This is a genomic window from Acidiphilium sp. JA12-A1, from assembly GCF_000724705.2.
GTDB lineage: Bacteria > Pseudomonadota > Alphaproteobacteria > Acetobacterales > Acetobacteraceae > Acidiphilium > Acidiphilium multivorum.
In genome coordinates this window covers 14,959-35,210 of record NZ_JFHO01000018.1, presented here as the reverse complement: position 1 = coordinate 35,210, position 20,252 = coordinate 14,959, and the positions used below count along the sequence as shown (strand labels likewise).

Below are 20,252 nucleotides of genomic sequence, written 5' to 3'. Positions count from 1 at the left end.
CTCACCTCAGCGCCTCACCACGGCAGCTCCGCGCCGGTATAGTCGAAGAACGCCAGCCCCGGCCTGCCGCGCCGGGCGATCAGCTGGTCGACCACGCGGGGAATGCTCTCGCCGATCGACAGCGTCGCCTGCGGCCCGCCCATGTCGGTCCGCACCCAGCCGGGCGCCACCAGGGCGAGGCTGCGCGCGGAGTCCCTGTGGCGCGCGGCATAGCTGCGCATCAGCGTGTTCAGCGCCGCCTTGCTCGCCCGGTAGGCCTCGAACATGCCGGTCGTGTTGTTGGCCACGCTGCCGAGCCCGGAAGACATCAGCCCGATCCCGCCCTCCGGCGCGACCAGGTCGCCCAGCGCCTCCACCGCGCGCATCGGGCTGAGCGCGTTGGTCACCATCAGCTCGACGAAGGTCTCGGTGCTCACCGCGCCGATCGGCGCCGCCGGATCGCTGGCGATTCCCGCGTTCACGAACAGCTGGTCGAACACCTGCCCCTCCAGCCGCGCCCGCAGGGCGGCGAGCTGGTCCGCGTCGTTGATGTCGAGGCGCTCGATCGCGAGCCGCCCGCCGGCCCGCGCCGCCAGCGCGTGCAGGCCGGTCGGCCCCGCGCCGCGCACCGTCGCCGTCACCCGCCAGCCGCGCCCGAGATACTCCTCCGCCATGGCGAGACCGAGCCCGCGCGAGGCGCCGATGATGAGACAGGACGGTTCCGATGCCATGGCGCTTCTCCTCGATTCCCGGTTTCGCGCGAGGCTACGACGATTCCCGCCCGCACGGCCAGACGCCGCGGGGCGCGGGCGTGGCGAAGCGGAACAGTCTCTCTCGCCGGGATTACCGCAGCTTTACAGGATGGAAGGGTTCATATACCTGCCGCGTAACGAATATGAGAACACCGCCCGGTCGCGGGCGAACCGAACATGGGGAACATTCATGACCAAAGGACACAGGGCCCTGCTCGCCGCGGCGGCCGCGGCGATGCTCTCGCTGCCGGGCCTCGCCCAGGCGGGCTGCGCCAGCGGCGACTTCACCGCCGCCCAGGCGGCGACCGGGCAGACGCTCTACGACGCGAACTGCGCCGCCTGCCACATGACCAACCTCTCCGGCGGGTCGGGCCCGGCGCTGGGTGGCGCGAAGTTCAAGTCCTATCTCGAATTCACCAAGATCACGGGCGCGCAGCTGCTCGCCTTCATCAAGTCGCAGATGCCCTACCAGGCGCCCGGCAGCCTCAAATCCGCGGAGTATGACGCGATCTTCGCCCACATCCTCCAGCAGAACGGCTATCCGTCCGGCAGCACGAAGCTGGACGCCGAAACCGCCTCCTGCATCAAGATGCTGCCCTATCCCGGCAAGTCCTGAAGCAGGGCGGAACCGCCGGCCGCCCCGGGCGGCCGGATCTGGCTGAAACCACAGGGGAAACTCACGAATGACAACGAAAACGGACGATTCCCGCCTCGCGCGGCGACTGCGTCTCGCCGCCCTGCCGGCGGCGGCGCTGCTCGGCCTCGCGCTGGCGCAGACGGCGCAGGCCGGCGCCGTGCAGGCCGAAGGCTCGGAGACCGGCGGCAAGACCGCGGTCGTCGGCAAGACCATCACCGGCGATGTCAGCGTCACCACCAAGATGCTGGAAGCGGCGCCGAAGGCGGACGCGAACTGGCTGGTCTCCGGCCGTGACTACGACAACTCGCGCTTCTCGCCGCTCAAGCAGATCAACGCCGCGAACGTGAAGGACCTCGCCCCGGTCGCCATCGCCCAGACCGGCTACAGCGCGAGCTTCGAGACCACGCCGATCGTGGTCAACGGCATCATGTATCTCACCACGCCGATGGTGAACTCCAAGCAGGCGCTGATCGCGATGAACGCGACCACCGGCCAGACGCTGTGGACCTACACCTACACCGACGGCCAGATCCAGATCTGCTGCGGCCCGGTGAACCGCGGCGCCGCCGCCTCGAACGGCATGGTCTACATGCTGACGCTGGACGACCACCTGATCGCGGTCAACGCCAGGACCGGCAAGCAGGAATGGATGACCCAGGTCGCCGATCCGCGCTACGGCTATTCCGAGACGATGGCGCCGACCGTCTACAAGAACATGGTCATCATCGGCAGCGCCGGCGGCGAGTGGCCGATCCGCGGCTTCATCGCCGCGTATGACGCGCAGACCGGCAAGCAGATCTGGCGCTTCCACACCACCGACAGCAAGGCCGGCTGGGAAGGCGATTCCTGGAAGACCGGCGGCGGCACCGTCTGGACCACGCCGACCGTCGATCCGAAGCGCGGCCTCGTGATCTTCTCGACCGGCAACCCGAACCCCGACCTCAACGGCGCGGCGCGCAAGGGCGACAACCGCTACACCGACTCGATCGTGGCGCTGAACATCCACACCGGCAAGCTCGTCTGGTACTACCAGGAAGTGAAGCACGACGTGTGGGACTACGACGCCGTCAGCAACGCGATGCTGATCGACGTGAAGGACCACGGCAAGATGGTCCCCGCCGTCGGCGAGGCCGGCAAGACCGCCTGGTACTACATCGTCAACCGCGAGACCGGCAAGCTGATCCGCAAGTCGCAGCCCTTCGACAAGCAGGAGAACATGTTCGCGCAGCCCACGCCGAAGGGCGTGCAGATGCTGCCGGGCGCGAATGGCGGCGATGACTGGTCGCCGCCGGCCTTCTCGCCGATCACCCGCGACGTCTACGTGATGGGCATGAACCAGCTCATGACCTTCACCAACGAGAAGAGCAGCCCGGCCATCCCCGGCCAGATCCGCCTCGGCAGCACCTTCAAGAATGTCGATCACGGCATCCAGGACGGCACGCTGACCGCGATCGACGTCGATACCGGCAAGATCGCCTGGAACGACACGGTGCCGCAGCCGATGATGGGCGGCGTGCTGGCCACGGCCGGCAACCTAGTCTTCACCGGCGAGGGCAATGGCTGGTTCGACGCGATGGACGCCAAGACCGGCAAGCGCCTGTGGCGCTTCAACCTCGGCGCCGGCGTGAACGCGCCGCCGATCGCCTATTCGGTCAAGGGCCGCGAATACGTCGCGGTGGCCGCCGGCGGCAACTTCCAGCTCAGCTACCCCTACGGCGACGCGGTGGCGATCTTCGCCCTGCCGAAGAAGTAAGACCCTTCACGCCGGCAACACGGCCGGAGCGCATCGCGCTCCGGCCTTTCTTGTGCCAGGGCCGGCCGGTCAGTTGCCGCCCGAAAAACCGCCGAGCGGGCTCGGGTTGAAGTTGATCTGCAGGTCCATGATCGCCTTCGCCATTTCCATCTCGGCGCGCGCCATGTGCATCATCGCCTCGTGCTCCATCTTCGGCGCGATGGCGAAGTCGGTGTGGTAACTCCGGTTGATCTTGGCGACCAGCGCCTGCGCCTGGGTCAGGTCCGCCTTCATCGTCGTCGCCTGCTGCGGCGTCAGGCGCGTGCCCGCGTTGCCCTGTTGCGCGAATGCCGTGCCCGTCCCGGCCAGAGCAAGGGCGCCGAGCAGAATGAGTGTCTTCATGGTGTCCTCCTTGTCGGATCCGCGAAGCGGATCGTCCCCGCCGTCTCCCGCAACCGCCGATCCGTGGCGCCGCGTGCGGCTCCTGAAAAATGCCGGCGGCGCCTCGATGAATCCAATGCCGTTTGATTATCGTTTCAATGCCGCGACGGGATGCCGTGCGGGACGGACCACGCCGGCGGCCCGCCCGTGGCGCTCCGTGTCGTGGCGAGGGAACATGCCTTCCGAGGAGATTTATGCTTTCGCCCCCTGTTCACCCGGAGCGATCGCGCGAAGCTGCCAAGACATGAGAACATCTTGTATTGTCGACGGCAAGACAATGGGTCGAGATGAGCTGCCGGAATTATCAATGGAAGCAATTTTCCCGATTATGACTGAAAAATCATGCCGTGGATTGACATGAAAATTTACCAATGAGATCAACAACAATTAAAGCTTTCGATGGAGCGGACACTGAAATCCGAACGGGTGGCTTTCCTTGACGGTCTGCGCGGCCTTGCCGCCCTCCAGGTCGTCTTTCTGCACTACGTGAGCGCGTTTCTGCCGGTCCTTGCGATGGCCGGCCTGGGTCCCGCCGACCTCCTGGCCTCCCATGGCTGGCAGGCCGCCATCGCCCGCTCTCCCGCCGTGTTCCTGATCAACGGCTACAGCGCCGTGTATATCTTCTTCCTGCTCAGCGGTTACGTGCTGCGGCGCGCCTTCGCCCGGATCGACGGTTTCGCCTCCGGCCTCTGGCGCCGCCTTGTGCGCCTCGGCCTGCCCGCTTCCGCGGCCGTGCTGTTCGCCGGCGCGTTGCTGTCGCTGGACGACCAGGCGCATCTCCATGCCGCCGCCCTCTCGGGCTCGACGCACTGGCTGGGCATCCTGCTCGCGACCCCGCCCGCCCCCGGCCCCGTCCTTCGCGACGCCATCCTGAACAGCGTCCTCACCGGCTATGCCGGGGCGAACGGCTTTCCGTTCCTCCGCCACCTCATCCCCATGCCGGATCTCCTGCACGCCTTCGATCCGCCGACCTGGACGCTCAATGTCGAACTGTCCGGATCGGTGCTCTGCCTCGGCCTCAGCTATGTCGAGCGGCGCCGGCGCGCGCTGCTGCCCTACGTCATCGCCGCCCTCGCCCTCTGGCTCGGGGCGAGCCAGTGGTTCCTCTTCGCCCTCGGCTACGCGCTTGCCGGCCTGCGCAGGCCGTCACCCGGGCGTCTGCGCCAGGGCCTCGCGATCCTCGCCTTGGCCGCCGGCATCCTGCTCTGCCGCCTGATCCCGCCGGCGCCGATCCTGCTGCTGCACAGCCTGCTGCGCCACCAGCACCCGCCGGATCCGTTTCACTTCTCCAACCAGGTCGGCGCGATCCTGATCTTCCTCGGCGTGCTGCACCTGCCGCGCGCGCAGTACCTGCTGGAACGCCGCCTGCCGCAGTTCCTCGGCCGCATCTCGTTCAGCCTTTACCTGGTGCATTTCCCGGTCATGGCGACCATCGGGTGCGGCGTGTTCAACCTGATCGCGCCACGGTCCGGCGCCGTGCCGGGCTGCATGGCCGCGCTCATCGCCGGCCTCGCGGTCACCCTGCCGGTCGCGGTCCTGTTCGAGCGCCATGTGGACCGGCTGGCGGTGCGCCTCAGCCGCCGCAGCCCGCCCTTCCTCGCTCCCGTGCCAGGCGAATTGAGCAGCTGACCCGATCGGGTCGGCCAGGGCCCCGGTACGACTTGCACGGATGCCGGCCGATCAGGGCCGCACGCAACCGCGCGACCGGCCATGCCGCCACGGCATCCGCGAAACGTCGGTCATGTCCTGGAAAACGCTGGTGGAGCCAATCGGAATCGAACCGACGACCTCCTGAATGCCATTCAGGCGCTCTCCCAACTGAGCTATGGCCCCACCGTGCGTGAGCGCCCTATTAGACCGAGTTCGCGCCCGCGGCAAGGGCATCGGAGGACAAACCCGCCATGATTTGTGACGGCGGCAAGACAGCGCCGCCCGCCGCCCCGCCGCGCCGCCCGAAAACCGTACAACCGTTCAATTCCGGATCGACAGCGCCGCTCCGCCCCGGTATCCTGCGCCCCGCATCCGGGAGCCACCGCCATGTCCATGATCGTCGACCGCCGCGACCTCGACTTCATCCTCTTCGACCTGCTCGGCATGGAGGAGCTGCTCCGCCATCCGCATTTCGCCGCCTTCGACCGCGACGCCTGCACCCAGATGCTCGACACCGCGCAGCAGATCGCCGAGGACCATTTCCTGCCCATCGCCGCCGAGGTGGACGCCAACGAGCCGCGCTTCGTCGGCGGACGGGTGGAGATGCCGGAGGGCACCGGCCACGCCCTGCGCGCCTGCGCCGAGGCGGGATTCTTCGCCCTGCCCTTCGCGCAGGAGCATGGCGGACTGCAGGCGCCGCGGGTGCTGCACACGGCGGCGAGCGGCATCTTCACCTGTGCGAACACCGCCGTCGCCAATTACGCCTTCCTCACCGTCGGCGCCGCCAACCTGCTCGCCGCCTTCGGCGCCGAGCCGCTGCGCCGCCGCTTCCTGCCGCCGATGCTGGAGGGGCGCTGGTTCGGCACGATGTGCCTTTCCGAACCCCAGGCCGGATCGTCCCTCGCCGACATCACCACCACCGCCACCCCGCGCGCCGATGGCACGTTTTCGCTCCGCGGCAGCAAGATGTGGATTTCGGGCGGGGATCAGGAAATATCGGAGAACATCGTCCACATGGTGCTGGCGCGCATCGCCGGCGCGCCGGCCGGCACCCGCGGCATCTCGCTGTTTCTCGTGCCCAAGCGCCGCGTCGATGAAAGTGGCGCCGTCGGCGAGAGCAACAACATCGCCCTCGCCGGGCTGAACCACAAGATGGGCCAGCGCGGCACCACCAACTGCCTGCTCAATTTCGGCGAGAGCGGCGAGACGATCGGCCATCTGATCGGCGCGCCGCATCGCGGCCTCGAATACATGTTCCAGATGATGAACGAGGCGCGCATCGGCGTCGGCCATGCCGCGACCATGTCCGCCCTCGCCGGCTATCGCCATTCGGCGGACTACGCCCGCACCCGCACGCAAGGCCGCAGGGCCGGGCAGAAGGACCCGTCCGCCCCGCCGGTGCCGATCGTCGAGCACGCCGATATCCGCCGCATGCTGCTGGCCCAGAAGGCGGCGGTGGAGGGCGCGCAGGCGCTCTGCCTCTATGCCGCGCAACTCGTCGACCGCCAGGAAATCGCCACGGACGCGGATGAGAAAGCCTGGCTCGGCGCCCTGCTCGGGCTGCTCACGCCGGTGGTGAAATCATGGCCCTCGGAGCATTGCCTCGAGGCCAACAAATGGGCGATGCAGATTCTCGGCGGCTATGGCTACACGCGGGACTATCCGCTGGAGCGGCTTTATCGCGACAACCGGCTGAACCACATTCACGAAGGCACGTTCGGCATCCAGGGCATCGACCTCGTGGGCCGCAAGCTCGGCGGCGACAAGGGCGATGCGCTGCGCCGCTTCGCCGCACAGATGCGCGAGACCGCCGCCACCGCCGCCCGGCAGCCGGCCCTCGCGAACGAGGCCGCCCGCCTCGTGGCGGCACTCGACCAGCTCGGCGTCACCGCCGATGCCCTGCTCGCCTGCGCCGACCTGCCGCGCCGCCTCGCCAATGCCACGGTGTTTCTCGATGCGTTCGGCCATGTCGTCATCGGCTGGCTCTGGCTGTGGCAGGCGCTGGTCGCGGCCACCGTGCTGGAAGGCAATCTCCCAGCGCCGGACAGGCTCTTTCACGAGGGCAAGATACTGGCATGCCGTTATTTCATGGCGCATGAACTGCCGCTTGGGATCGCCCGCCTCGCCCTGTGCGCGACGCTCGAGACCACCAGTCTCGACGCCCCCGCCGCCCTGTTCGCCCTCTAGCGCACGCGGCGGCGGCGCATGGTGCAGGACCGCAGCCTGCGCACGCGGCACCGGATTCACGAAGGTGCCGTCAGCGTTCTTGCCGAAGGTGGCGTCGCCGGCCTGACCCATCGGGCGGTGGCCGCCGCGGCCGGCGTGAGTCTCGCGGCGACGACATATCATTTCGACTCGAAAACAGACCTCATCGCCAGCGCCTCCCGACATCTGATGAGCGGCTATCTCGATGCCTTCGCCAGGCTCGAACGCCGCGTCAGCGCCGGCGAGGCGACCGGGCTTGCGCGGATCGACGATCTCGTCACCCGCGTCGTGCTCAACGCGCTTGGCCGCGAGCGGACACGCTCGCTCGCCTGGTGCGAACTCATCCTGCATGGCGGGCGCGGCGCCGAGGGGCGACGCCTCGCGCAGGACTGGTACGCCCGGCTCGACGACATCTGGCACGCCATCGGCGAGAATCTCGGCTTCGGGCTCGACCGCCGCGCCGCCCGCGCCACGATCGACCGCGCCATCGGCCTCACCTTCCTGCTCCACCCGCTCGGCCTCGACCAGGAGGCGGCGCGCGACCTCATCGAGGGCCGGCTCGACCCCGCGCAACTCGGCCCGCCCGCCCCCGCGCCGGACGACGCGGCCGGACCGGCCACTGCGCGCCAGCGCGAGACCCGGGCGCGGATCGTGCAGGCGACGATCGACATTCTCGTCGAGTCCGGCGCGGGGGCGGTGAGCTGGGCCGCCATCGCCGAGCGCGCCGGCCTCGCCCGCAGCGGCCCGGCCTATTACTTCCCGGCGATCGGCGCCCTGCTCGCCACCGCGCAGGTGGCGCTGTTCGACCGGGCGAAGGCGCGCTACCGCGCGGGCTTCGGCGCGATCGACCCCGCCGAGATCGACGAGATGCGGCTCGTCGATCTCACCACGGCGATCTGGTTTCGCGAGGTGCTGGAACATGCGCGCGAGGCGCTCGGCCATTACGCCGTGTTTCTCCGCGCCGCCCAGGCGCCCGGCGAGAGCGTGGCGCTGCGCGCCGCCATCGCGGCCACGCTGCGCGACCAGCACGGAGCCTGGCGCCGGCGGCTGGCGGCGATTGCCGCCGCACCGCCGCACCCCGCCGGCCCGCTCGCGGTGCAGGCCGTCTTCGTCGGCAAGCTGATCCGCGCCGCCGCCACCGGGGCGGACACGGCGCTGCTCGCGCTGGCGCGGGAGGATTTCGCCGCCGCGATCGCCGGGGCGATCCGCCCGGAAAAACCGTACGCTCATCCAAAACCGGCTTGCCAGCCGGGCCCGCCTGGCTTAGCTGAACAGAGAGAAGCGCCGCTTCGCGGCCCGGAACCATAAGGGAGGACCGGCATGATCGATCCGGCATCGCTGTTTTCGCTACAGGGCCGCGTCGCCCTCGTCACCGGCGGCTCGCGCGGCATCGGCCGGATGATCGCCGAGGGCTTCCTCGCCCAGGGCGCGCGGGTCTACATCTCGGCGCGCAAGGCGGAGCAGTGCCACGCGGCCGCCGCCGAACTCGGCCCCGACTGCATCGCCGTGCCGGCCGATATCTCGACCGTCGAGGGCGCGCGCGCGCTGGCCGCGACCATCGCCGAACGCGAGCCGGCGCTCGACATCCTGGTGAACAACGCCGGTGCCGCCTGGGGCGCGCCGTTCGACAGCTTCCCCGAACATGGCTGGGACAAGGTGTTCGACGTCAACGTGAAGGCGCCGTTCTTCCTCACCCAGGCGCTGCACGGCGCGCTGAAGGCGGCGGCGCGGCCCGACCGCCCGGCCAAGGTGATCTGCGTCGGCTCGATCGACGGGCTGCGCGTCAACGCCTGGGAGACCTACAGCTACCAGGCCTCGAAAGCGGCGATCCATCACCTGATGCGGCGGATGGCGGCACGGCTGATCCACGACAACATCGTCGCCAGCGCCATCGCCCCCGGCGCGTTCCCCTCCGAGATGAACCGCGCCGCCCGCGACCGGGGCGACAGGGTCGCCGCCGCGATTCCCGCCCGCCGCATCGGCCACGCCGAGGACATGGCGGGTGCCGCGATCTATCTTGCCAGCCGCGCCGGCGATTATGTCGTCGGCCAGGTGCTCACCGTCGATGGCGGGCTCGTCGCCGCCAACCCGGTGGAGACGGCCGAACCCTGAGGCCGCCCCATTCCTTTTTCCGCCAGAGGAGCGAACAGACATGCGTGACGCCGTGATCGTCTCGACCGCCAGAACCCCGATCGGCCGCGCCTATCGCGGCGCCTTCAACGCCACGCCGGCCCCCACCCTCGCCGCCCACGCGCTGCGCGAGGCGGTGCGCCGCGCCGGGATCGACCCCGCCGAGATCGACGACTGCCTGATCGGCAGCGCCCTGCCCCAGGGCGGGCAGCACACGATCGGCCGCACCGCCGCCCTCCGCGCCGGCCTGCCCGTCACCGTGCCGGGCATGACGATGGACCGGCAATGCTCCTCGGGCCTGATGACCATCGCCACCGCGGCGAAGCAGGTCATCGTCGACCGGATGGACGTGGTGCTGGCCGGCGGCGTCGAGTCGATCTCGACGGTGCAGACCGAGGCGATGCGGGTCGATCGCGATCCCGAACTCCTCGCCCTGCACGCCGACACCTACATGCCGATGATCGACACCGCCGAGGTGGTGGCGAAGCGCTACAACGTCTCGCGCGAGGCGCAGGACGCCTACGCCCTGCAATCGCAGCTTCGCACCGCCAGCGCCCAGCAGGCCGGCCGGTTCGATGCCGAGATCATCCCCGTCACCGCGACCAAGACGGTGACGGACCGCGCCACCGGCGCCACCAGCCAGCAGACCGTCACCCTCGCCGCCGACGAGGGCAACCGGCCCGACACCACCGCCGAGGGCCTCGCCGGGCTCAAGCCGGTGCGCGAGGGCGGCTGCATCACCGCCGGCAATGCCAGCCAGCTGTCGGACGGCGCCTCGGCCTGCGTGGTGATGGAGGCGAAACTCGCCGAGAAGCGCGGCCTGCAGCCGCTCGGCCGCTATGTCGGCATGGCCGTCGCCGGCACCGAGCCGGACGAGATGGGCATCGGCCCGGTCTTCGCGGTGCCCAAGCTGCTCTCGCGCTTCGGGCTCGGCGTCGGCGATATCGGCCTGTGGGAGCTGAACGAGGCCTTCGCCGTGCAGGTGCTCTATTGCCGCGACCGTCTCGGCCTGCCGGACGAACTGCTCAACGTCGATGGCGGCTCGATCTCGATCGGCCATCCCTATGGCATGTCCGGCGCCCGCATGGTCGGCCACGCGCTGATCGAGGGCAAGCGCCGCGGCGCGCGCCATGTGGTGGTGACGATGTGCGTCGGCGGCGGGATGGGCGCTGCCGGCCTGTTCGAGGTTCTGTGAGCGCCCCGCCGCTCACCCTCGCCGACTATCGCGCCCTGGTCGGCACCGAGGTCGGCTGTTCGGACTGGATCGAGGTCGGCCAGGCGCGGATCGACGCCTTCGCCGAGGTGACGGACGATGACCAGTTCATCCATGTCGATCCCGAACGCGCCCGCGAAACCCCGTTCGGCGGGACCATCGCGCACGGCTTCCTCACCCTCTCGCTGCTCAGCCGCATGGCGTACGACACGCTGCCGCGCCTCGCGGGGGTGGCGATGTCGGTGAATTACGGGATGAACAGCCTGCGTTTCCTCGCCCCGGTCCGCGCCGGGTCGCGCATCCGCGGCCGTTTCGCCCTCGCCGGTCTCGCCGAGAAGGGTGAGCGGCGCCTCCTGCTGACGCATGACGTGACGGTGGAGATCGAGGACCAGCCGAAGCCGGCCCTGGTCGCGCAATGGCTCTCGATGCTCGCCCTCGCGTGATCGCCCCCGCTCTGGCCGGGGCCGCGCGCCCCGGCTAACCTCCGCGCCTCGCCCGCCACGGGCTGAACCGTTCGGAGGTCCCTGATGGAATACACGAAACTCGGCGCCACCGGTCTCGAGGTCTCGCGCATCTGCCTCGGCTGCATGAGCTTCGGCGTGCCCGATCGCGGCAACCACGCCTGGACGCTCGACGAGGCGAGCAGCCGCCCGATCATCCGCCGCGCGCTCGAAGCCGGCATCAACTTCTTCGACACCGCCAACGTCTATTCCGACGGCACCAGCGAGGAAATCGTCGGCCGCGCCCTGCGCGACTACGCGCGGCGCGACGAGGTGGTGATCGCGACCAAGGTCAACGGCCGCATGCGCCCCGGCCCGAACGGCGCCGGCCTGTCCCGCCGGGCGATCATGACCGAGATCGACAACAGCCTCCGCCGCCTCGGCACCGACCATGTCGATCTCTACCAGATCCACCGCTGGGACTATTCGACGCCGATCGAGGAAACCCTGGAGGCGCTGCACGACGTGGTGAAGGCGGGCAAGGCCCGCTACATCGGCGCCTCCTCGATGTTCGCCTGGCAATTCGCCACCGCGCTGGCCACCGCCGAGCGCCACGGCTGGACGCGCTTCGTCTCGATGCAGAACTACCTCAACCTGCTCTATCGCGAGGAGGAGCGCGAGATGCTGCCGCTCTGCCGCGCCGCCGGCGTCGGCGTGATCCCCTGGAGCCCGCTCGCCCGCGGCCGCCTCACCCGCGACTGGGACGACGCCACCGCCCGCGCCGAGACCGACGAATTCGGCAAGACCCTCTACGCCGCCACCGAGGCGGCCGACCGCAAGGTGGTCGAGGCCGTCGCCGCGATCGCCGCCGAACGCGGCCTCAAGCGCGCCCAGGTCGCCCTCGCCTGGGTGCTCTCGCGCCCCGGCGTCACCGCGCCCATCGTCGGCGCCACCAAGCTCGCCCATCTGGAGGACGCGATCGAGGCGATCGGCGTCACCCTCGGCGCCGAGGAGATCGCCCGGCTCGAAGCCCCCTACGTGCCGCACGCGGTGGTCGGCTTCTCGTAATCCGGACCGGCATCGGACGCGACGGACTCAGACGGGTCGAAATCAGACGGGCAGCCTGTCCTCGGCGTCGGTCAGCCCCGGCGCCGTCGCCCAGGCGAGTTCCACAAGCGTGACGATGCGCCGCCCCGCCCCGTCGAGCTGGCAGACGATCAGCCCCTGCTCCTCCATATAGGCGAGCAGCCGCCGCGCCCGGCCGAGCGAGCGCGTGCCATAGGCCCGCGCGATCGCCGGGTCGCCCGGGCAGGGCAGCCCGTCCCGCGCGGCGCGGGCGAGCATCAGGAAAATCCCCTGCATGTCCTCGGGCAGAATCGCGGCGCGGCCCAGCACGTCCTGCCACGCCGCATCCTCGGCCATCGCCGCACTGATCCCGGCCCGCGCCCGCGTCAGCATCCGCCGGAAGGCGGCAAGATCGGGTGCGGCGGCGCCGAGCGCCTCGATCCGGCAGCGCACCAGGAAATCCTGATACAGCACGCCGACCGGCCGGAACCCCGCCTCCGGGTCGGCGAGGATCTCGGCGAGGATGCGCTCCAGCCGCGCCTGCCGCGCCGCCTGTTCCTCCGGGCTCTGCGGCGGCGGCACCTCGGCCCGGCTGTCCTCCACGGCCGGCCGCGCCGCCATCAGCTGGCTCAGCAGGTCGGGCGGCGGCGGCGCCGGGGCGCGGCGCGGCGGGCGCGATGCCTCGGGCGGCGGCGGGGCGAGGATCACGGTCTGCGCATCGGCGATCGCCGCCTCCGGCAGCGGCGTCAGCCGCGGCGTCACATGCCGCGCCTCGGTCTCGGTCGGACCGATCCGGAGGGAGAGCGGCCGGCGCGACAGCGCCGGGCCGAGCGCGATGAAATGCCCCCGCTCCAGGTCGCGGAACGCCTCCGCCTGCCGCCGCTCCATGCCGAGCAGGTCGGCGGCGCGCGCCATGTCGATATCGAGGAAGGTGCGCCCCATCAGGAAGTTCGAGGCCTCGGCGGCGACGTTCTTGGCGAGCTTGGCCAGGCGCTGGGTGGCGATGATGCCGGCGAGCCCGCGCTTGCGGCCGCGGCACATCAGGTTGGTCATCGCCCCCAGCGAGAGCTTGCGCGCCTCGTCCGACACCTCGCCGGCAACGGCGGGGGCGAAAAGCTGCGCCTCGTCCACCACCACCAGCATCGGGTACCAGTGGTCGCGCGGCACCTCGAACAGCCCGCCGAGAAAGGCGGCGGCGCGGCGCATCTGGTTCTCGGCGTCGAGTCCCTCGAGGTTCAGCACGGTGGAGACGCGATGCACCCGCGCCCGCTCGCCGGCCAGTTGCAGCGCCGCCTCGGCATGCGCCTCGGCATCGATCACGAGATGCCCGAACCGCTCCGCGAGGGTGACGAAATCCCCCTCCGGATCGACGATCGTCTGCTGCACCCAGGCGGCGCTCTGCTCCAGCAGCCGGCGCAGCAGATGGGACTTGCCCGACCCGGAATTGCCCTGGACCAGCAGCCGCGTCGCCAGAAGTTCCTCAAGGTCGAGCATCGCCGGCGCCTGGCCGGCCGTCATCCCCATCTCGATCGCCACCGTCATGTCCGACTCGCCGCCTCCTTCGCGCCCCGGGGCTTATCAACCCCGCGCCGCCGCGTCGAGCGCCCGTCCCGCCGCCGCCCGGCGCCGGATTGATGCGATTCGGGAATTATTTCGGCTCGGACGGAAAATGGAAAGGGTTTCTTAACCTTTGCCCGATATGTTCCACCTATGCATCAAAACGCCTAGATGCGTGCATCTGCTGGCTGGTAACCAGCACGCTACAGGCCGTGCAAAATGCACGGGGACCGCGCCCGCCGCCGAAAAATGTCGTCGGCAACTCGGTGACTGCCGTGAGAGAGCGGCACCATCCCCCTATCCCGTTCGGCGCCGCGCCGCGTTCAATCGTCGATCAGCGGATCGCGCGGGCAGACCGCCTCCAGCCCCGCCCAGTCGCGCACCCGCACCCGCGCGCCCTCCACCGTCAGCACCTCGCCGCTCAGCGCCGCGAAGGCCCGCGACAGGCTCTCCCGCGTCATCCCGAGTTCGGCGGCGATCATCCCCTTGTCGTAGGGCAGCTCGATCGTCCCGCCCCCGTCCGCCGGCCGCAGCGCCAGCAGCCAGGCGGCGAGTCGCTGCGTCGTCGTCCGCAGCTTGAGCATCTTCACCTGCCGCGTCATCCGCCGGAACTGCCGCGCGAGGCAGGCGATCACCGCCTGCGCCACCGCCGGCTCCGCCGCCGCCACGGCGCGGAACGTCACCGCCGGCACCAGCACCAGCCGGCACTCCGTCGCCGCCACCGCGCGCAGCAGATAGGGCGAATCCTCCAGCACCGCCGCCGGCAGCAGCAGGTCCGGCGCCCGCACCGTCTCCACCAGCATCTCCGCCCGCCCGCCGGCCGAGGCGGTCAGGTGCACGCGGCCCCCGCTCACGATCACCTGCGCCCCCGGCATCTCGCCCTGCTCGAAAATCCGCGTCCGCCGCGCGACCAGCATCGTCATCGCCGGGGCCGCGAGTCGCCGGCAAGCCGCCTCGTCGAGGCCCGGGAACAGCCGCGAATCGCGCAGCAGCGCCACGAGCTCCGGCGTGCCCGCGTCATCGGTCATGTGCATGGTGGCGGACATCTTCAGGCAACCTCCGGTAGATCGTTTCGCCGGATTACGCCGAGTTTCGGATGCCATCAACAATCTATTTGATCGAAATCAAATCCGCCATTGACCCTTTCGGGTAACGTTTCCGTCAGATCGCATCACGGACGGATCCCGCACATGAGTCATTTCCTCGACCGGCTGACCTTCTTCCGCCGCAAGCCCGAGCCCTTCGCCGGCGGTCACGGCATCACCACGCGGGAAGACCGGAGCTGGGAAGAGGCCTATCGCGGCCGCTGGCAGCACGACCGCATCGTCCGCTCCACCCATGGCGTGAACTGCACCGGCTCGTGCTCCTGGAAAATCTACGTCAAGGGCGGCATCGTCACCTGGGAAACCCAGCAGACCGACTATCCCCGCACCCGGCCGGACATGCCGAACCACGAGCCGCGCGGCTGCCAGCGCGGCGCCAGCTATTCGTGGTATCTCTACAGCGGCAACCGGCTGAAGCACCCGATGGTGCGCGGCCGCCTCATCCGCTACTGGCGCGCCGCACGGCGGATGATGACGCCCGTCGCCGCCTGGGCCGCGATCATGAACGACCCCGAGAAGCGGCGCGCCATCCAGAAGGTGCGCGGCAAGGGCGGCTTCGTCCGCGTCCCCTGGGACGAGGCGAACGAGATCATCGCCGCCGCCAACGCCTACACCATCCGCCGCCACGGGCCGGACCGCATCTTCGGCTTCTCGCCGATCCCGGCGATGTCGATGGTCTCCTACGCCGCCGGCTCGCGCTATCTCTCGCTGATCGGCGGCGTCAATCTCAGCTTCTACGACTGGTATTGCGACCTGCCGCCCGCCTCGCCGCAGACCTGGGGCGAGCAGACCGACGTGCCGGAGAGTGCGGACTGGTTCAACGCCGGCTACCTGATCCTCTGGGGCTCCAACGTGCCGCAGACCCGCACGCCGGACGCGCATTTCTACACCGAGTCCCGCTATCGCGGCACCAAGAGCGTCGTCGTCTCGCCCGACTACAGCGAGGCCTCGAAATTCGCCGATCTCTGGCTGCATCCCAAGCAGGGCACCGACGCCGCCCTCGGCCTCGCCCTCGGCCATGTCGTGCTGCGCGAATTCCACATCGACGATCCCGACCCCTATTTCACCGACTACTGCCGCCGCTATTCCGACATGCCCTTCCTCGTCCGCCTCGTCCGGCAGGATGGCGCGCTGGTCCCCGAGCGCCTGCTCCGCGCCGCCGATCTCGCCGGCGCGCTGGGCGAATCGAACAACCCCGAATGGAAGACGCTGGCCTTCGACGAGACCACCGGCCGCCTCGTCGCCCCGCACGGCTCGCTCGGCTTCCGCTGGGGCGAGCAGGGGCGCTGGAATCTCGAGGAAAAGGCCGCCGACGGCAGCGAGGTCCGCCTCGCCTTGTCCGTCGCCGCCGCCGCCGACGGGTTCGAGGATGTCGCCTTCCCCTATTTCGGCGGCAAGGGCCACGCCCATGTCGCCGGCACCGATCACCCCGACATCCTGCTCCGCCGCCTGCCCGTCCGCCGGATCGAGGGGGCGGAGGGCGAAATCCTCGTCGCCACCGTCTTCGACCTGCTCGCCGCCAATTACGGCATCGACCGCGGCTTCGGCGGCGCCAACGTCGCCGCCGGCTATGACGACGACATCCCCTTCACCCCCGCCTGGCAGGAGCGCATCACCGGCGTGCCGCGCGGCCATGTCATCGAGGTCGCGCGCGGCTTCGCGCAGAACGCCGCGAAGACCCACGGCAAGTCGATGGTCATTCTCGGCGCCGGGCTGAACCACTGGTACCACATGGACATGAGCTACCGGGCGATCATCAATCTCCTGGTGCTCTGCGGCTGCATCGGCCAGTCCGGCGGCGGCTGGTCGCATTATGTCGGCCAGGAAAAGCTCCGCCCGCAGACCGGCTGGCTGCCGCTCGCCTTCGCGCTCGACTGGTCGCGCCCGCCGCGGCAGATGAACGGCACCTCGTTCTTCTACGCCCATACCGACCAGTGGCGCTACGAAACGCTCGACATCGCCGACCTGCTCTCGCCCACCGCGCCGAAGGGCGACTGGTCCGGCGCGCTGATCGACTACAATCTCCGCGCCGAACGCCTCGGCTGGCTGCCCAGCGCGCCGCAGCTCTCGGCCAATCCGCTCCGCCTCGCCGCCGCCGCCGACGAGGCAGGACTCGCGCCCGCCGACTACGTCGCCGACCGCCTGGCGAAGGGCGAGCTGCATTTCGCCGCCGAGGACCCCGACCATCCGGACAACTGGCCGCGCAACCTCTTCGTCTGGCGCTCCAACCTGCTCGGCGCCTCGGGCAAGGGACACGAATATTTCCTCAGGCACCTGCTCGGCACCTCGCACGGCGTGCAGGGCGCCGATCTCGGCGCCCGCGGCGGGGCAAAACCGCGCGACGTCGCCTGGCACGACGAAGCGCCGGAGGGCAAACTCGACCTGCTGGTGACGCTCGATTTCCGCATGTCCACCACCGCGCTGCATTCCGACATCGTGCTGCCCACCGCCACCTGGTACGAGAAGAACGACCTCAACACCTCGGACATGCACCCCTTCATCCACCCGCTCTCCGCGGCGGTCGAGCCGGCCTGGGAAGCCCGCAGCGACTGGGACATCTACAAGGGCATCGCCGAAACCTTCTCGCGCATCGCCCCCGAGGTGCTCGGCCGCGAGCGCGACGTCGTGCTGACCCCGCTGATGCACGACTCGCCCGGCGAGCTCGCCCAGCCCCTCGGCGTCGATGACTGGACGCAGGGCGGAACGAAGCCGGTCCCCGGCGTCAACCTCCCGCAGGTCAGCGTCGTCGAGCGCGACTACCCGAATGTCAGCGCCGCCTTCAGCGCGCTCGGCCCGCTGCTCGACCGGCTCGGCAACGGCGGCAAGGGAATCGGCTGGAACACGCGGGAGGAAATCGAATTCCTCGGCAAGCTGAACGGCACCGTCGCGCACGGCCCCGCCGCCGGCCGCCCGCGCATCGAAACCGATATCGACGCCGCCGAAACCATCATGGCCCTCGCCCCGGAAACCAACGGCGCCGTCGCCGTCAAGGCGTGGGACGCGCTGGCCGCGACCACCGGGCGCGAACACGCCCATCTCGCCATCGCCCGCGAGGACGAAAAGATCCGCTACCGCGACATCCAGGCCCAGCCGCGCAAGATCATCTCCTCGCCGATCTGGTCCGGCCTCGAAAGCGAGCACGTCAGCTACAACGCCGGCTACACCAACGTCCACGAGCTGATCCCCTGGCGCACCCTGACGGGCCGTCAGCAACTCTACCAGGACCATCTCTGGATGCGCGCCTTCGGCGAGGCGCTCTGCGTCTGGCGCCCGCCGATCGACACCCGCAGCATCGCGCCGATGATCAAGGCCCGCGCGGCCGACGGCAAGGATCTCGTGCTGAACTTCATCACCCCGCACCAGAAATGGGGCATCCACAGCACCTATACCGACAACCTGCTGATGCTGACGCTCAACCGCGGCGGCCCGGTGGTCTGGATCAGCGAGGTCGACGCGAAAGCCGCAGGCATCGCCGACAACGACTGGATCGAGGCCTATAACGCGAACGGCGCGCTCGTCGCCCGCGCCGTGGTCTCCCAGCGCGTGCCGCAGGGCATGACGCTGATGTACCACGCGCAGGACAAGACGGTGAACACCCCCGGCTCGCCGCTCACCGGCCAGCGCGGCGGCATCCACAATTCCGTCACCCGCACGGTGCCGAAGCCGACGCACATGATCGGCGGCTACGGCCAGCTCGCCTACGGGTTCAACTATTACGGCACCGTCGGCTCCAACCGCGACGAGTTCGTCATCGTCCGCCGCCTCGACCATGTCGACTGGCTCGACCGCCCGCTCGATGCCGCCGCGAAGGAGACCGTGTAATGAAGATCCGCGCCCAGGTGGCGATGGTGCTCAACCTCGACAAGTGCATCGGCTGCCACACCTGCTCCGTCACCTGCAAGAATGTCTGGACCTCGCGCGAGGGCGTCGAATACGCCTGGTTCAACAATGTCGAAACCAAGCCCGGCGTCGGCTTCCCGCGCGAATGGGAGAACCAGAAACGCTGGAACGGCGGCTGGCGCCGCCTGGCGGACGGCACGATCCAGCCGCGCATCGGCGCGAAATGGCGCGTGCTGGCCAACATCTTCGCCAACCCCGACCTGCCCGAGATCGACGACTACTACGAACCCTTCACCTTCGATTACGAGCATCTCTATTCCGCGCCCGAAATGGAAGCAACGCCCACGGCGAAGCCCCGCTCGCTGATCAGCGGCGCGCCGATCGAGAAGATCGAGCGCGGCCCGAACTGGGAGGAGATCCTCGGCGGCGAGTTCGAGAAGCGCAGCGCCGACTACAATTTCGAAGGCATCCAGAAGGAAATCTACGGCCAGTTCGAGAACACCTTCATGATGTACCTGCCGCGCCTGTGCGAGCACTGCCTCAATCCGGCCTGCGTCGCCGCCTGTCCCTCGGGGGCGATCTACAAGCGCGACGAGGACGGCATCGTGCTGATCGACCAGGACAAGTGCCGCGGCTGGCGCATGTGCGTCTCCGGCTGCCCCTACAAGAAAATCTACTACAACTGGAAGTCCGGCAAATCCGAGAAGTGCATCTTCTGCTACCCGCGCATCGAGGCCGGCGAGCCCACGGTCTGCTCGGAAACCTGCGTCGGCCGCATCCGCAATCTCGGCGTCGTGCTCTACGACGCCGACCGGATCGAGGCCGCCGCCAGCGCGCCCGACGAGAAGGACCTTTATGAAAGCCAGCTCTCGATCTTCCTCGACCCGAACGACCCGGAGGTGATCCGCCAGGCCCGCGCCGACGGCGTGCCGGAAAACTGGCTCGTCGCCGCCCGCCGCTCGCCGGTGTGGAAGCTGGCGATGGAATGGAAGATCGCCTTCCCCCTGCATCCCGAATACCGCACCCTGCCGATGGTCTGGTACGTCCCGCCGCTCTCGCCCATCACCGCCGCGGCGAATGCCGGCGCGATCGCCGAGCGCGACGGCATGCCCGATATCCGCAGCCTGCGAATCCCGCTGCGCTACCTTGCCAATCTGCTGACCGCCGGCGACGAGGCGCCGGTCGCCCAGGCGCTGGAGCGCATGCTCGCCATGCGCGCCTACATGCGCGCGAAGACGGTCGACGGCGTGATCGACGAAAGCATCGCCGCCCGCGTCGGCCTCACCGCCGCCGAGATCGAGGCGATGTACCAGCTGATGGCGATCGCGAACTACGAAGACCGCTTCGTCATCCCCTCGACGCATCGCGAAGCCGGCGAGAACGCGTTCGACCTGCGCGGCGGCTGCGGCTTCAGCTTCGGCAACGGCTGCTCCGGCGGCGCCGCGAAACCCAGCCTGTTCGGCTCGCCGAGCCATCGCCCGGTGCCGATCGCGCCGGAAAACGCCTGA

General features: G+C 69.5%; 15 protein-coding genes and 1 tRNA gene. 11 read left to right on the top strand and 5 right to left on the bottom strand.

What is annotated here, in order from left to right:
- Nucleotides 1–14: 14 nt before the first annotated feature.
- Entirely contained in the window at nt 15–710 is a 696-nt protein-coding gene (locus RT91_RS04095; protein ID WP_011942340.1) for an SDR family NAD(P)-dependent oxidoreductase, read from the bottom strand.
- A gap of 211 nt (nt 711–921) precedes the next feature.
- Here RT91_RS04095 and RT91_RS04090 point away from each other — a divergent pair, with 211 nt between their 5' ends.
- Both RT91_RS04090 and RT91_RS04085 read left to right on the top strand, forming a co-directional pair.
- A complete protein-coding gene (locus RT91_RS04090) occupies nt 922–1,347 on the top strand; it encodes a c-type cytochrome (RefSeq protein WP_007422213.1) in 426 nt (141 codons plus the stop codon).
- 67 nt (nt 1,348–1,414) lie between these two features.
- The gene (locus tag RT91_RS04085) at nt 1,415–3,121 is read left to right on the top strand and encodes a PQQ-binding-like beta-propeller repeat protein (protein ID WP_007422214.1); all 1,707 of its coding nucleotides are present in this window, start codon (nt 1,415–1,417) and stop codon (nt 3,119–3,121) included.
- A gap of 69 nt (nt 3,122–3,190) precedes the next feature.
- On the opposite strand, the gene RT91_RS04080 is transcribed toward RT91_RS04085, so the two are convergent.
- Nucleotides 3,191–3,502 (bottom strand): hypothetical protein, encoded by a 312-nt coding sequence (locus tag RT91_RS04080; protein WP_007422215.1) that lies wholly within the window; start codon nt 3,500–3,502, stop codon nt 3,191–3,193.
- 465 nt (nt 3,503–3,967) lie between these two features.
- Here RT91_RS04080 and RT91_RS04075 point away from each other — a divergent pair, with 465 nt between their 5' ends.
- On the top strand, nt 3,968–5,170 hold the full coding sequence (locus RT91_RS04075) for an acyltransferase (protein WP_240314177.1): 1,203 nt from the start codon (nt 3,968–3,970) through the stop codon (nt 5,168–5,170).
- A gap of 128 nt (nt 5,171–5,298) precedes the next feature.
- Here the strand turns inward: RT91_RS04075 and RT91_RS04070 are convergent.
- Nucleotides 5,299–5,374: transfer RNA gene (locus RT91_RS04070), tRNA-Ala, on the bottom strand.
- 204 nt (nt 5,375–5,578) lie between these two features.
- On the opposite strand from RT91_RS04070, the gene RT91_RS04065 reads away from it, so the two are divergent.
- The 6 genes from RT91_RS04065 to RT91_RS04040 all read left to right on the top strand — a co-directional run bounded on the left by RT91_RS04065 (nt 5,579) and on the right by RT91_RS04040 (nt 12,247).
- Complete coding sequence (locus RT91_RS04065; RefSeq protein ID WP_035185799.1) at nt 5,579–7,378, top strand: acyl-CoA dehydrogenase; 1,800 nt, start codon at nt 5,579–5,581, stop codon at nt 7,376–7,378.
- Between the two features lie 18 nt (nt 7,379–7,396).
- Nucleotides 7,397–8,704, top strand: coding sequence for a TetR family transcriptional regulator (locus RT91_RS04060; protein ID WP_035185798.1), 1,308 nt, complete (start codon nt 7,397–7,399; stop codon nt 8,702–8,704).
- A gap of 12 nt (nt 8,705–8,716) precedes the next feature.
- Nucleotides 8,717–9,508: an SDR family oxidoreductase gene (locus RT91_RS04055; RefSeq protein ID WP_035185797.1), complete on the top strand. Its 792-nt coding sequence runs from the start codon at nt 8,717–8,719 to the stop codon at nt 9,506–9,508.
- A 40-nt stretch (nt 9,509–9,548) separates the two neighbouring features.
- Complete coding sequence (locus RT91_RS04050) at nt 9,549–10,721, top strand: acetyl-CoA C-acyltransferase (RefSeq protein ID WP_007423901.1); 1,173 nt, start codon at nt 9,549–9,551, stop codon at nt 10,719–10,721.
- A complete protein-coding gene (locus RT91_RS04045) occupies nt 10,718–11,182 on the top strand; it encodes a MaoC family dehydratase (protein ID WP_035185796.1) in 465 nt (154 codons plus the stop codon). The genes RT91_RS04050 and RT91_RS04045 overlap by 4 nt, the downstream gene beginning before the upstream one ends.
- A gap of 84 nt (nt 11,183–11,266) precedes the next feature.
- Nucleotides 11,267–12,247: an aldo/keto reductase gene (locus tag RT91_RS04040; protein WP_013640092.1), complete on the top strand. Its 981-nt coding sequence runs from the start codon at nt 11,267–11,269 to the stop codon at nt 12,245–12,247.
- A gap of 42 nt (nt 12,248–12,289) precedes the next feature.
- On the opposite strand, the gene RT91_RS04035 is transcribed toward RT91_RS04040, so the two are convergent.
- A complete protein-coding gene (locus tag RT91_RS04035; protein WP_013640093.1) occupies nt 12,290–13,786 on the bottom strand; it encodes an ATP-binding protein in 1,497 nt (498 codons plus the stop codon).
- 338 nt (nt 13,787–14,124) lie between these two features.
- Nucleotides 14,125–14,847: a helix-turn-helix domain-containing protein gene (locus tag RT91_RS04030; protein ID WP_007423946.1), complete on the bottom strand. Its 723-nt coding sequence runs from the start codon at nt 14,845–14,847 to the stop codon at nt 14,125–14,127.
- Nucleotides 14,848–14,991: 144 nt separating this feature from the next.
- Between RT91_RS04030 and RT91_RS04025 the strand changes: the two genes are divergently transcribed.
- Together RT91_RS04025 and narH are read left to right on the top strand one after the other, a co-directional pair.
- Entirely contained in the window at nt 14,992–18,726 is a 3,735-nt protein-coding gene (locus RT91_RS04025; protein WP_035185795.1) for a nitrate reductase subunit alpha, read from the top strand.
- Nucleotides 18,726–20,252: a nitrate reductase subunit beta gene (gene narH / locus RT91_RS04020; RefSeq protein WP_007423944.1), complete on the top strand. Its 1,527-nt coding sequence runs from the start codon at nt 18,726–18,728 to the stop codon at nt 20,250–20,252. Before RT91_RS04025 ends, narH begins: the two co-directional genes overlap by 1 nt.